We start from the raw sequence: 14,977 nt of genomic DNA, 5'->3' as shown, positions 1-14,977 counted from the left end.
ACTAACCTCCTAAGGTTAACAGTTTCTTAACTACAACATATTAATAGAAATGATTTCAAAACTATTTAGGTAAAATAATTTTTGGTTCTTTTTTAGCTTTATACAAAACGCCATTAAAGCCAATAACTTGCACTAGCTCAGCACCTAGCATATCCGCTAGTTCTTCGAAAATAGTTTTATCTTCAGGGCTGTTATTGTGTAATTTCACTTTAATTAACTCACGAGCCATCAACGCTGCACGAGCGCTATCAATAACACTATCTTCTAAGCCATTTTTACCAATTTGTACAACTGGTGGCATAGTAGCAGCTAAAGAACGTAAATACCGTTTTTGTTTTCCTGTCATTATATCTCCTACTCTTGGAATGTAAAGCGTTGATCCCCAATTACAACTTCATCACCGTCTTTACAACCTTTTTCTTTCAACTTAGCATCGAGCTCCATAAAACGCCAAATACGTTGGAATCTACGAAGAGATTGATCGTCGCTAAGATTTGTCATAGCAACTAATCGTTCAATACGTTTACCAGTAATGTAGAAGGCAGCATCATCACCACGAGTGATAACAAACTCTACATCTTGTTTCGCTTCATAAACAACTGTATCATCAGTCGCTTCAGGCTCTGGTTCGTAGTTTTCTACATAGTAGTAAGCTCGTTCCATAAGCTCTGGTAAACCTTCACCGCTCAATGCATTGATAAGGAATACTTCATAGCCCTTATCTTCAAAGTATTTTTTATTATCTGGAATTGTGGTGTCATCAAAGACCATATCGATCTTATTAAGAGCAACGATTTGCTTTTTATTAGCTAATTTTTCAGAATATTTACGTAACTCTTCATTGATAGCATCAAAGTCAACCTTAGGGTCACGGCCTTCCATACCAGATACATCAAGAACATGAATTAAAATATTCGTACGTTCAACATGACGCAAGAAGTTATGACCTAAGCCAACACCTTCACTCGCCCCTTCAATAAGACCAGGAATATCGGCTAATACAAAGCTGCGGTCACCGGAAATAGTTACAACACCTAGAACTGGTGTCAATGTAGTAAAGTGGTACGCTGCTACCTCAGGTTGAGCTTTAGATACTTTACGCAAAATACTAGATTTACCAACAGATGGATATCCTAATAAACCCACGTCAGCTAATACTTTTAGCTCTAATTGTAACCAGAATTCTTCACCTGGTTCACCTTTTTCTGCAAATGTTGGCGCACGATTAGCACTCGTTTGGAAACGAGCATTACCGCGACCGCCACGGCCGCCTTTAGCAATAACAAATGTATCGCCATCATTAACGAGGTCGCAGAAAACTTTGCCCGTTTCTTCCTCTTTAATGACTGTCCCCAAAGGAACAGGAATGATAAGTGGTTCAGAACCACGGCCATGTTTGTTGGAACTTTCACCATTACCACCAGCAGGTGCCTTGAATTGACGTTTATATCTAAAGTCTACAAGAGTATTAATATTCTTGTCCGCTTTAAAAATAACGTCCGCCCCTTTACCACCATCGCCGCCACTAGGACCGCCATTTGGCACGTATTTCTCACGACGGAAGCTAGACATGCCGTCCCCACCGTCACCAGCCTTAACAAAGACGCGCGCTCTATCTATAAACATAATTTAACTCCTATGCATTATTGTTGTAATATCTCTAATGCTTTTTTAATTTGAATATCATCTAATTTGCTAGATGGATTTACACCTTTCGGTAACTCTATTTCCACATCAGGTTTAATACCAGTTCCGTCAATAATGCGGTCACTTGGTGTGTGGTATTTGGCAATGGTAACTTTAATACCCTCATTATCTAAACTTGGATATATAGTTTGAACTGTACCTTTGCCATATGTATTAGTACCTACAATAGTACCTAATTTACGATCTTGAACGGCCCCTGCTATGATTTCAGATGCACTAGCAGAGCCTTTGTTTACTAAAACGACTAAAGGAATAGCTACTTCAGGACCATCAGACTTATAAACATCCTTTTTACCAGCCCGATTTTGTACTGTTACTAATGTACCTGGAGGCATGATGTAGTTGGATATTTTTTCAGTTGTTGAAAGTAAGCCACCTGGATTATCTCGCAAATCTAATACAAGTGCCTTCATACCTTGAGCTTGAAGCTCTTTAAACTGAGTAGCAAAATCATCTGCCGTATTCTCAGCGAATTGACTAATGCGAATATAACCAACTGTACTAGTTAGCATTTTACTTTTAACAGTAGGAAGAACAATGGATTCTCGAGTGATATCGAAATGCAACTTTTCACCATTCCGTTCAATATCAAGGGCTACAACAGTACCTGCTTCACCACGAATTTTAGAAGATGCTTCCTCAACTGTGATATCACTAGTAGATTGTCCATCAATAGCAATGATATGATCTCCAGGCTTAATACCTGCTTTAAAAGCTGGTTGATCTTCCATAACACTAACAGCATGTAAACCTTTATCATCAGTTCCAAGAACCATGCCTACACCTGCATAAGTTGCAGATGTTTGCATTTTCATGGACTTATATTCTTCTGCATCTAAGTAAACACTATGCGGTTCTCCCAAAGAGTCAATTAAACCTTTAAGCATACCATCATAAAGAGTGGATTTAGCCGTCGGTGTCATAAAGACTTGACTCGCAGCATAGTAGGCTACAAATAATCTTGGCAATCCCCAGAATGAACCGGAAAGATACCAAAATGTAAGCCACATAATGACGATGCCAGAGCCTATATATTTCAATAGACTCCATAACACCGTACGTGTGTCAAATTTCATATTATAAATATCCCATAGGATCCACTGGATCCCCACTTATACGAACTTCAAAATGTACGTGCGGTCCTGTACTGTTACCAGTACTACCAGCATAGGCTACAACTTGGCCTTTACCAACATCTTGACCTTCAGAAACAGCTAGCTCAGAGTTATGCGCATATAATGTAGACATACCGTTACCATGATCGATAACTACGGCATAACCATAACCACCCATCCAGCCAGACCAAACAACAGTACCTCCATCAGCAGCATGAACAGGTGTACCTTCATCAACACCAATATCGATGCCTGAATGGTAAATTGTAGTGCCCCAAATTGGATGTGTACGATAGCCATATGGTGAAGTAATTTCACCACTAACAGGCCAGCCAAGTTGACCAGACCCTTGTACCCAAGAATAACTTGGTGCAGCTTGTTGAGCCGCCGCTGCCGCTGCTGCTTCTGCAGCTGCACGTGCTGCTGCACGTTCTGCTTGGCGAGCTTTTAAGAGAGCTGTAATTTGAGCAGATGATGCATTTAGTTCTTCTACAGCTTGCATTGCTACAGCACGATCATTTTGTGCTTTTTGTAGAACTACTTCACGCTCTTGTTTCTTCTGTTCAATTTCAGCTTGTTTAGCCACTGCCGCTTTTTCAAGCTCTACTAATTTAGCACGAGATTGTTCAAGGGCTTGCTTACGAGCAGCTATTTCAGCTCGCTCTTTTTTAATTTCATCAATTAACTTAATATCTGAATCAATGATACGCTTTAAGATTTCTAAACGATTTGCAAAGTCTTTAAAGTCTTTAGAACCAATAACTACATCTAAATAACTTAAACGACCATTGATATAAATATCACGTACACGTTTATAGAAAACAGCTTCACGTCCTTCTAAACGCTTTTGTGCTTCAGCAAGTAACTTTTCATTAACAGTAATATCATTTTCTACTGCTATACGTTGCTGTTGAATTACTTCTAATTGTTGTTGAGCTTGACGCAATTGTTCTTCAATTTGACGTAATTGCTCAGACACGCTAACAATGACGGTTTCAGCATCTGCTTTAATAGCATTTTGCTGATTTACTTGTTGTTGAATCGAATCGAGTTGATTCGTTAAATCTTCGTCTTCTGCAACGATGTATAGAGGTGTTCCCAGTACGACTATACCCGTTAAAATGGTTGCTACAAGACGGGATTTTAATGTTTTATATTTCATAAACATTACACCTTCATGTATTGTTTTAAAGAAATAGTACTACCAATAGCACCTACTACTATGCCACCACCTAAAATATAGATAGCCACATCATAGAAGAATGGGAACATTGGTACTAATGGGAAGAATGCTAAAGATTCAGATACTTCCATAGTAATAAAGTGATAGAATTCACCAACGCAAAGAACGGCAATGATAGCACCAATTAAGCCTAACAACATGCCTTCAATCAAGAACGGCCAACGGATAAAGCCATTAGTAGCACCTACATATTTCATGATTGCAATTTCTTTACGTCGTGCAAATACAGTCAACCGAATCGTATTAGAAATAATAAATAATGTAGCAGCTGCTAAAAAGGCAATCAATACAATACCACCAATACGAATAACTTGAGTAATGCGGAAGAGCTCTTCTACAATATCTTGACCATAATGCGTACTTTCTACACCTTGGAAGGTCGTAGCTAGCTTTGCAGTTGCCTTTACATCACTAGGATTATCAAAAGTTAATACATAAGAATTAGGTAATGGGTTTACACCACCTAAAGCATTAACTAATTGTTGTTGATCACCAAGACGCTCTTTAAACTCTTTCATAGCTTGTTCTTTATTAACAAACTCAAGCTTTTTAAGATTAGGTATAGCCTTAATTTGCTTACCTACAGACATAATTTGTTCTGTTGTTAAGCCGTCTTTTAAGTAAATGCTCAACTGTACTTGGTTTTCCAAGCTAGATGCCATATTATTCAAATTGATAACACCACAAAGGAATACACCAAGCATAAATAAGGATAAAGCTACTGTAGAAATGGACGCCAAGGTCATAAGCCCATTACGCTTCATAGATTTTAGAGCTTCTTTAAAATAGTATTTTATCGTTCTAGGCTTCATTAATTTCTGCACCTCTCATATTGTCACTTTGAACGCGGCCGTCTTTTAAACGAATAACGCGTTTATTTAAATACGAAACAAGATCCATATTATGGGTAACCATAATAACGGTAGTGCCAAAATTGTTGATATGCTTGAACAAATCTACAATATCCTTACTTGTATCAGGATCTAGGTTGCCTGTAGGCTCATCAGCAATGAGTACGGATGGGCGATTAACAATAGCACGAGCAATAGCCACACGCTGCTGTTCACCACCAGATAGATCCTCTGGTAAATCATTAGCCTTATCACTTAAACCAACAAGCTCTAATACATGACTCACCTTTTCTTTAATGATTTTTGGTTTTTCTTCAATTACTTCGAGAGCAAAGGCGATATTTTCAGCTACCGTTTTATTTGGTAATAAACGGAAATCTTGGAATACAACACCTAGCTTTCTACGTAATTTAGGAATTTTGCTACGCTTCATGCGCGTAACATCAAAGTCATCAACGATAACTGTACCAGTCTCTGGCACAACTTCATGTGTCAACAACTTAAATAGAGTTGATTTCCCTGCACCACTGTGACCACAAACGAGGACAAATTCACCATCGTTAATGGTTAAACACACATCGTCTAATGCAACAGAACCATTATCATAGACTTTACTAACATTCTTAAATTCAATCATGGGGGCCCCTTAAATTATTTACGAGTGATTACACGTTTTACTGCTTCTACAATGTCTTTTGCTGTTAAGCCATATTTAGCCATTAATTCTTTTGGTGTACCACTCTCCCCAAATGTATCTCGGACACCAACGAACTCCATAGGAACTGGCTTATTAGCCACAACAACTTCAGACACAGCAGAACCAAGACCACCAATGATATTATGTTCTTCTGCGGTAACGATAGCACCTGTTTCAACAGCTGCTTTAATAATTGCATCTGCATCGATAGGCTTAATAGATGCCATATTGATAACACGAGCAGATACATTAGACTCACCTAACAATTTTGCTGCTTCTACAGCAGGTCCAACCAACGCACCACAAGCGATGATTGTAACATCAGAGCCCTCTACTAATGTGGTAGATTTGCCTGGTACAAATGTATAACCTTCTGCAGTAACATCATCTACACCTGCACGACCAAGACGTACATATACAGGGCCTTCATAAGATGCAGCCCAGTCAATAACAGCCTCTGTTTCGCGCTCATCTGCAGGAACTACGACTGTCATATTAGGCAATGTACGCATACAGGAAATATCTTCCAAACTTTGATGTGTAGCACCATCTTCACCTACTGTAATACCCGCATGTGTAGCACATACTTTTACATTTAATTTTGGATAACATACAGCATTGCGAATTTGTTCAAAAGCACGACCTGTAGCAAACATAGAGAAGGAAGAAACAAATGGAATCTTACCTGCTGCTGCAAGACCGGCACCAACAGAAATTAAATTTTGCTCTGCAATACCTACGTTAAAGAAGCGCTCTGGGCATGCACCTTTAAAAGTATCTGTTTTAGTAGATTTAGATAAATCTGCATCTAAAACAATAATATTTGTATTTTCTTTACCAATGCGAGCTAGCGCATTACCATATGCTTCACGTGTTGCTTTACCCATTATTGTACCCCCATAATCTCATTAACAAAGGCTACACCTTGTTCTTCGCTTGGTGCTTTACCATGCCAACCAGCTTGACCTTCCATTTCTTCAACGCCTTTACCTTTTACAGTATGCATTACAATACATGTTGGGCCTTCTGTGAAAGCTTTTGCAGATTCAATAGCATTATGAAGTTCATCAAGATCGTGACCATTTACTTCAATAACATTCCAATTAAAAGCTTTAAACTTTTCTGGGATTGGCAATGGAGAAAGTACTTTTGTAATATCCCCATCAATTTGCAAACCGTTGAAATCAACAAAAGCAGTTAAATTATTGAGTTTGTAATGGCCAGCAAACATAGCTGCTTCCCAAACTTGACCTTCTTCAAGCTCGCCATCACCAAGAATGGAATATACACGATAGTCAGCATTATCAATTTTACCAGCCAAGGCCATACCGCAAGCCGCAGAGATACCTTGACCCAAAGAACCAGTAGACATATCTACACCTGGTGTATGTTTCATATCAGGATGACCTTGTAACATTTGGTTAATTTTACGCAAGTTTAAAAGTTCTTCTTTAGAGAAATAACCTTTTTCTGCCAATGTAGCATATAATGCAGGTGCTGCATGACCTTTAGAAAGAACGAAACGATCTCTATTAGGATCCTTTGGATTTGCTGGATCTACATTCATTTCTACATAGTACAACAAGGCCATCACATCGGCGATAGATAGTGAACCACCTGGGTGACCGGATTTCGCAGCCGTCACAGACTGTACAATACTAACGCGAATAGCTTTTGCCTTCTCTTGAACTAATTGTTTAACATCTTGTGTTAATGTAGCCATAGAGACCTCTCTTTCTGGATAGGATCCAATATATTAATAATTCTTAAGTAATGAAATAGCAATTTCTGCATTGCGTTGAGAATCTACGCGCAATGTTTCAATGCGGTCATAAGAGGATTGATATTCTTCGCGAGAACTCAATAGTTTATGACACCGTTGATATAAAGCTTCTTCACGTAAATGAGTCATTGTGCCAATAGGTTCTTGCCCAATCATGTGTAAGAAACTTGTGATTTTAGGATCGTAAGAAATGCCAATAACAGGTTTCCCCATTAAGGAACTAAAGACTAAGGCATGTAGTCTTATACCGATCATTAAGTCTACATTACCGGATAGGGATACTTGTTCCTCCGTAGAGAATGGTCCCTCCAATACAATAGCACCCTTCGGCATATAACTAGCAATAATCTTAGCTTCTTTTGTATCCTCAGGATGAGACATAGGAATAAAGACAATTTCCACATTATCTTGTTCTTGTAAGCGACTCAATACATTGGCTAAGGCCTCACGGTATTCGGTATCCTCTTTCCAACTACGAACAGCAACACCTATCTTCTTAGGTTGTTCAATTGATTCTGAAAGCTTAGAAGTATACCCTTCAAGAATATGAGCCCCAATAGATAAATCAGCTGGTTGCATTGCCAGTACAGCATCTGCAGTAACCTCTACATCCTCAATGCCTAAAGATTCTAATTCCTCTTTAGAAATAGAGTCTCGCACTGTAATTGTATCTACAAAGCGCAATACAAAACCTACAGCTCGGCGAGTAGATGGTCGATTCAAAGGTCCAATCCCTTGGGAATAAAGCATAACCTTTTTCCCCATCATTTTAGCTAACGACATAATACTTAAATAATAGTAAGTATTTCGAATACTAGTAGCATCTTGTAATAGGCTACCACCACCACTGATGACAAGATCAGAATTAGCAATAGCCTTTAAAATACCGAATGCAGAAAATGTACCAACTGCATTGATATTGTGTTTTTTACTAGTCTCTTTAGGATTACCAGAAATTACAGTAATATGAGCGTCGGCCTCTTCTTTACGAATAGCATCGATAATGGCGCAAAGCATAGCCTCATCACCAGCATTACCAAAGCCATAATAACCAGAGATCACGATATTACTCATGGTCTACCTCCCTAGCTTGGAACCATTGTGTTGCATACATCATAAAACGTACTGCAATGATAAGAAGCAAGCCTAAAAGAGCACCAATCAATAATCCATCATAACCACGCATGATAGACATGAATACAGGCGTTCTAAGATGGCAGAACGTTTCTACCATAGAAGCAATACCGATAACACCAGCTAGAGTTAATAAGAAATGAATCACTGAAGGCCATTTGCGTAAGAATGCAAAAGTAGCAAGCATTAATGCAGGATGACCAATAATAAATTCTTTTTCGCGAGGTCTTGCATACATCGTATTCTCAAGGAAACGACGAAGCATAAGTTCAGAAGTAGGCACTGGAACACCTGCAGTATGACCACTGCGACCAACAAATACCCATGCTACTGCACCAAGAGCAGCTACTACGAAGAATACATAGAATTTAACATCCATTGTTAGGAATTCTACTACGAACTTCTTCGCTTCTTCTTTAGAGTTAATCATGCGCCCCTTCCACAATGGGAATCGTTGTAAATAGGCAATCATAACGAGAATAACTGGTAATACAAATGTTAATTTAACACCTCTAAAGATAGCAAATTCCATAAAGAATTTCGTATTACCAAGTAAGGATGCAATATACATGCCTCCAATTGCAGCAAATAAAGCTGCAATTACGAGATAGAATAAAGCAAGCACTGTAGACTTAGTAGCGCCTAAAGGACGTGCACTGTCATAACGACGCCACTCTTCCATCAGGCGTATCATAGCCCCCACTGGAGCCATAACAGCACTAGATAAAGCCCAAATTTGAGTGATTAAAGTACCACTTGTAACGATAAATACAACGATAGACACTAAGGAAATACCAAAGAATGCAACCAATTGTGTATGTTTAGGCATTGGAATTAGCATTTGAACAACATATACAAAGAGTGCAATAGCACCAGTCATGGTAAGAACTACTAACAATGGATTTGGCGTATACGGTGGATAAATATCTGCAGGACCAAATTCATAGCCTTTAGCAGCAAGTTTTTCCGTAGCCATACCAATATAGTTTATGGTTGTTTGTAATACAGTTTCATTGTTGACGCCTGTTTCATACATAGGGAACAAGTTGAAACGAATATTACGTTCAATATCACTAATATAAAAACGTTGAGCTGCTTCTTCAGGTGTAATTTTCTTTAATTCATCTTTAGCGATTGTATAGACACGCCCTACACTATATTCATCCTTAGCAGCCATTTCTAAGAAACCTTGTTGAGGCTCATATTGTAGTTGGTTAACTGCTTCGATACCTACTAATGGAATATGATTTTTGTGAAGTAACTCTAATGTTTCATCAGTTAAGTTTGGCGCACCAAGAGCTTCTTTACCTGCAAAAATCATACCTGTTACATGTGGTATACCTTCAAGACGTTTAAATACATATTGAAGATCTTCAGATGTAACATTTCTATAGTTTGTAGGTCGAACAATAACATTAAAGCCACGATCAGCTACTTCTTGAGCTTGTAATTTAGAAATACCAAGATTCATCTTTGCATAGCTATCTGCTGTAGCACCATACAACTCTAGAACAGGGCCGATACTTGTATTAAGTTCTTTAACCTTATCCTTGCCAATGCGATGATATAAATCTTCACGAATTTCTTTGTAATAACCTTCTTTACCAGAGATAAGCCCTACGTATGTGGCACCATGTTTAATAGATGCGCCATTAACGCGAACAGAATCCATCTCTTCAGACGTTAAGACTTTAACTTGTCCTGCATCTTTAGCTTTTTCTAATGTACGGTCATAAATAGCAAATGCTGTTACACCTGCATTGCGAAGTGCATCAAACGCTTCTTGTTGGGTGCGCTTTTCAAAGGCATTTGCTCGTAAAACAGCGTCATAATCAACGATGTTTTCAATATGATTTTGAGATTTTTCAATTTGATGGCGTTCAAATACCAAGTATAAAGAAGATAAAAGCCCTACAATAATACAAAGTATGAGAATCCATGAGTACTTACTTTTATGTGTGTTCCGATGATTCACAGCAAATCCTTTCTAGTTGAGTATAGGTTTAACTTTAATGCGAATTTGGCCATTATCAGTAGTTAAAGTATCTGCTTTTACAGGAATAGGGAAATTATTGAAATCGTAAATCTCTGTATCTTCTAACACATTAGATGTCAAACCAGGAATTGTAGCACCATTAATGGTGAATTTTTTAGGTGAAAATAATAGTTTATTATTATTCAACTCTAAGTTACCATCCAATTTAACGGCACCTTTAAATACCATTCCCACATTCATTTGACCTGTTAAACTAATATTGTCTTTATCAATAGTTACATTAACATCTTTAATTTCACTGCCCGCTTGAGTACTCAAGAATGCAGCTAAATCAGAATTTGTAACAGTACCATCGATACTAGCATTACCTACACTAACAACATCAATTTCTTGACTCGCTAACAGGGAGATTGGATTAACAAGAATCTGTTTTGCATCATATTGGAAAGTTGCAAAATTAAGTTTACCAAGCTTAACATTATCTAAAGAGCCATACACATGGTCAGCTTCACCATACAATAGTTTGAATCCAGGTTGAGACTCAACATTAACACTTTGTGCTGATGGTTTTAAAGAATCATTTAATTGCTTTTCAATACGGGAACTAATATAAGAAGGTAATAAGAATTGTGTTGCTGCAGCTAATGCAATAATCAACACTAATAGGAATAGCAAAAATTTTTTCATAATTATCTCCTAAATTGTTAAGTTCGCTTCTTTCTTCAAGAAACCTTCAATAAATTGATCAAGATTACCATCCATGACAGCTTGAACATTACCTGTTTCAACATTAGTACGATGATCTTTAACAAGATTATAAGGATGGAATACATAAGAACGAATTTGACTGCCCCACTCTATGGCCTGGTATGTACCACCAATTTGTTCTTTAATCTCAGCTTGTTTTTCAAGCTCTAATTCAAATAATTTAGCACGTAATAAGCGCAATGCTTGTTCTCTATTTTGCATTTGAGATCGTTGTGTTTGACATTGTACAACAATGCCTGTCGGTTTATGTGTCATACGTACGGCAGAATCAGTTTTATTGATGTGCTGACCACCGGCACCACTGGCACGATAAGTATCTACCTGTACATCCTTCATATCGATATTGATTTCAACAGTATCATCAATTTCTGGCATTACATCGACAGCAGCAAAAGAAGTATGTCGACGTGCAGCAGCGTCAAATGGAGAAATACGAACTAAACGATGAACACCTTTTTCAGATTTTAAATAACCAAAAGCATTTTCGCCCTTAATAAGGAACGTAGAAGATTTAGTACCAGCCTCATCACCTGGTTGTTCATCCATGAGTTCAATAGAAAAACCAGATTTTTCAGCCCAACGCAAGTACATACGAATTAACATGGAGCACCAATCTTGTGCTTCCGTACCACCTGCACCAGCATGGAAGGTTAAAATTGCATTATTAGCATCATATTCACCGCTTAATAACAAGAGAACCTCTTGTTTTTCTACAGTTTCTTCTATGGCTTTTACATATTCTTTAATTTCACTCTCCATAGAACTATCATCTTCTTCGATAGCCATTTCAAGCATTACATTGGCATCTTCAATATCACTAACAAGTTGCTTATAGCTTTCCACAGCATTTTTAAGTTGTGTAGCCTCTTGAGAAATCTCACGAGCCTTATCTGGATTATCCCAAAATGTAGGATCACTCATCTGTACATCGAGTGTAAAAATTCGATCTTCTTTCTGAGCGATGTTAAAGTGAATCCCTCATTCCATAAATACGTTCTTCCAGATTAGAAATTATTGGTTTTAAATCTTCTAACAATTTATGCTCACCACCTTTAACTTATTAGCCTATTATATTGATAAACTATTACCTTAATAAAATAGAAAAATGGCCGTTGCCCACTGGAAGTCCCATTGAGCAACGTGCCATTCACAAATCTTAGTCTTCGTTTTGTGGCTCCAACACATCTTCATGATGGGATTGTGCACCTTCTAAGTGATCAACTGGTTCTTCTAGTTCTTGAATCAATTGTGCACGAATTTTGTATAACGCCATGATTGTTTCATCTTGAATTGCTGCAACCATGTTTTGGAACATCTCAAAGGCTTCAAATTTATATTCCACCAATGGATTTTTTTGACCATATGCACGAAGGCCAATACCTTCACGCAACATGTCCATATTATCCAAATGTTCCATCCATTTGTTATCGACAACGCGCAACATAATAGCCTTCTCAAGTTGACTAAACATAGCCTCACCAAGCATGTTAACGCGGTCTTGGTACTCTTCATGAGCAATTTCCAATAATCGTTCTAATAATTCTTGACGAGTATATTCCTCCATATCTTGAGGAGTCATAATCTCTTCGGTTAAGAAATATTGACTCAAGTGCTTGTAGAGACCTTCGTAATCCCATTCTTCTGGATAGAGCTTTTCATCAGCATAAGCATCTACAGAATCAGTAACAAGCTTATCAATCATTTCATTAATCGTTTCACGCAAAGATTCGTTGCGCAAAATGCGACGACGTTGTTCATATAACACTTCACGTTGTTGATTCATAACATCATCATATTCGAGGACATATTTACGAATATTGTAGTTATGATCTTCAACTTTCTTTTGAGCTCGTTCAATAGATTTTGTAATCAAAGAATGCTCAATAGGCTCATCCTCTTCCATACCAAGTTTATCCATAATGCCTGTAATATTATCAGCACCAAAGATACGCATTAAATCGTCTTCTAAGGATAAGAAGAATTGAGAAGAACCAGGGTCACCTTGACGCCCAGAACGACCGCGTAACTGATTATCAATACGACGGCTTTCATGACGTTCCGTACCCAAAATAGCTAAACCACCTAATTCAGGCACACCTTCACCAAGGGTAATATCTGTACCACGACCAGCCATGTTTGTAGCAATAGTTACCATGCCCATTTGGCCAGCATTAGCAACGATTTCAGCCTCTTTTTCATGGTGTTTAGCATTCAATACACTATGAGGAACTCCGGCACGTAACAACATGTCTGAAAGTTCTTCAGATTGTGTGATAGATGTAGTACCGATTAAAAGCGGCTGACCTACTTTATGGCGTTCTACAGCATTACGAACTACTGCACGATATTTAGCAGCTTTAGTTTTGAAAATTTGATCCGGTAAATCTGTACGAATTAATGGTTTATTTGGAGGAATTGGAATTACTTCTAAACCATAGATGTCGATAAACTCTTTTTCCTCTGTTTTAGCTGTACCAGTCATACCAGCTAATTTTTCATACATACGGAAGTAGTTTTGGAATGTAACAGATGCCAAAGTTTGGCTTTCACGTTCAACTTTCAAGCCTTCTTTAGCCTCAATAGCTTGATGTAAGCCATCAGAATAACGACGACCAAACATTAAACGACCTGTAAATTCATCGACGATAACAACTTCACCGTCTTTAACTACGTAATCAGTATCGCGGTGCATCATTGCATAGGCACGTAAAGAAGCACCAAGCAAATGATTCAACTCGATATTTTCAGCATCATATAAGTTTTCAACGCCAAGCATTTTCTCTACCTTTTCGATACCAGAATCTGTAGGCGCAATAGTTTTTTGTTTCTCATCGATGATATAGTCTTCATCTCTTACAAGATGAGGAACAATTTTAGCAAGTTTATAATAATTATCTGTGGAACGTTGACCAGGACCAGAAATAATTAACGGAGTTCTTGCTTCATCGATCAAGATAGAGTCAACTTCATCGACAATAGCATAATTTAGTGGACGTTGTACCATTTGAAGTACATCAGTAACCATGTTATCGCGCAAATAGTCAAAGCCAAACTCGTTATTTGTACCATATGTAATATCACATGCATATGCTTCTCTACGTTGGTTAAAGTCGAGATTAGCTACAATAAGACCTGTGGAAAGACCTAAGAAATTATATAAACGACCCATTTGCTCGCTGTCACGAGTAGCCAAATAATCATTTACTGTAACTACGTGCACGCCCTTACCTGTCAACGCATTAAGATATACTGGCAATGTAGCAACTAATGTTTTACCTTCACCAGTACGCATTTCAGCAATATTACCATTATGCAGGCAAATACCACCCATTAACTGTACGTCAAAATGACGCATACCCAATACGCGTTTAGATGCTTCACGAACTACAGCAAATGCTTCTGGCAATAGGTCGTCCAACGTTTCCCCTTTTTGCAAACGACGTTTAAACTCATCGGTTTTAGCCACTAAGTTAGCATCACTTAATTTAACATAGTTTGGTTCAATTTCATTAATATGATCAGCAATAGCACGCATTTTTTTGATTTCTTTAGCGTTGTTATTGCCTAATAGCCTTTGTAAAAAGCCTAACAAACAAATCACTCCTCTACAGGACATCTTACATTATTTTATCTAATTTATTATAACGAAAAAGCCTTGAATAGTCAAAGAATTCAAGGCATTT

Annotated in this window: 13 protein-coding genes; all 13 read right to left on the bottom strand. The window is 37.9% G+C overall.

What is annotated here, in order from left to right; genetic code table 11:
* Positions 1–61: 61 nt before the first annotated feature.
* On the bottom strand, positions 62–346 hold the full coding sequence (yhbY, locus tag KH364_RS00735; RefSeq protein WP_054747195.1) for a ribosome assembly RNA-binding protein YhbY: 285 nt from the start codon (positions 344–346) through the stop codon (positions 62–64).
* 8 nt (positions 347–354) lie between these two features.
* Positions 355–1,626 (bottom strand): GTPase ObgE, encoded by a 1,272-nt coding sequence (gene obgE, locus KH364_RS00730; protein WP_105081105.1) that lies wholly within the window; start codon positions 1,624–1,626, stop codon positions 355–357.
* A gap of 17 nt (positions 1,627–1,643) precedes the next feature.
* Positions 1,644–2,783, bottom strand: coding sequence for a S41 family peptidase (locus KH364_RS00725; RefSeq protein WP_043005991.1), 1,140 nt, complete (start codon positions 2,781–2,783; stop codon positions 1,644–1,646).
* A gap of 1 nt (position 2,784) precedes the next feature.
* Positions 2,785–3,984: a M23 family metallopeptidase gene (locus KH364_RS00720; RefSeq protein ID WP_043005993.1), complete on the bottom strand. Its 1,200-nt coding sequence runs from the start codon at positions 3,982–3,984 to the stop codon at positions 2,785–2,787.
* 5 nt (positions 3,985–3,989) lie between these two features.
* A complete protein-coding gene (gene ftsX / locus KH364_RS00715; RefSeq protein WP_009351799.1) occupies positions 3,990–4,877 on the bottom strand; it encodes a permease-like cell division protein FtsX in 888 nt (295 codons plus the stop codon).
* The gene (gene ftsE / locus KH364_RS00710) at positions 4,867–5,553 is read right to left on the bottom strand and encodes a cell division ATP-binding protein FtsE (protein ID WP_273297960.1); all 687 of its coding nucleotides are present in this window, start codon (positions 5,551–5,553) and stop codon (positions 4,867–4,869) included. Before ftsE ends, ftsX begins: the two co-directional genes overlap by 11 nt.
* A 14-nt stretch (positions 5,554–5,567) precedes the next feature.
* Positions 5,568–6,500: a transketolase family protein gene (locus KH364_RS00705; protein WP_273297959.1), complete on the bottom strand. Its 933-nt coding sequence runs from the start codon at positions 6,498–6,500 to the stop codon at positions 5,568–5,570.
* Positions 6,500–7,336, bottom strand: a complete 837-nt coding sequence (locus tag KH364_RS00700; RefSeq protein ID WP_273297958.1) for a transketolase — start codon at positions 7,334–7,336, stop codon at positions 6,500–6,502. Before KH364_RS00700 ends, KH364_RS00705 begins: the two co-directional genes overlap by 1 nt.
* Before the next feature lie 33 nt (positions 7,337–7,369).
* Positions 7,370–8,470 (bottom strand): polysaccharide pyruvyl transferase CsaB, encoded by a 1,101-nt coding sequence (gene csaB / locus KH364_RS00695; RefSeq protein WP_273297957.1) that lies wholly within the window; start codon positions 8,468–8,470, stop codon positions 7,370–7,372.
* The gene (locus tag KH364_RS00690; RefSeq protein ID WP_273297956.1) at positions 8,463–10,505 is read right to left on the bottom strand and encodes a DUF5693 family protein; all 2,043 of its coding nucleotides are present in this window, start codon (positions 10,503–10,505) and stop codon (positions 8,463–8,465) included. Before KH364_RS00690 ends, csaB begins: the two co-directional genes overlap by 8 nt.
* Positions 10,506–10,517: 12 nt before the next feature.
* Complete coding sequence (locus KH364_RS00685; protein ID WP_009351794.1) at positions 10,518–11,213, bottom strand: DUF2993 domain-containing protein; 696 nt, start codon at positions 11,211–11,213, stop codon at positions 10,518–10,520.
* Positions 11,214–11,222: 9 nt separating this feature from the next.
* Positions 11,223–12,330 (bottom strand): peptide chain release factor 2 gene (gene prfB / locus KH364_RS00680; protein WP_233187879.1). Its coding sequence is split into 2 segments (ribosomal slippage): positions 11,223–12,272 and positions 12,274–12,330, totalling 1,107 coding nucleotides; the frame shifts between segments, so codons are not numbered across the junction.
* Positions 12,331–12,450: 120 nt separating this feature from the next.
* A complete protein-coding gene (gene secA, locus KH364_RS00675; RefSeq protein WP_273297955.1) occupies positions 12,451–14,886 on the bottom strand; it encodes a preprotein translocase subunit SecA in 2,436 nt (811 codons plus the stop codon).
* Between the last annotated feature and the right edge of the window lie 91 nt (positions 14,887–14,977).

It is taken from the genome of Veillonella sp. oral taxon 158 (assembly GCF_018376515.1).
GTDB classification, from domain to species: Bacteria; Bacillota; Negativicutes; order Veillonellales; family Veillonellaceae; genus Veillonella; species Veillonella rogosae.
This window is presented reverse-complemented; position numbering and strand designations above follow the sequence as displayed.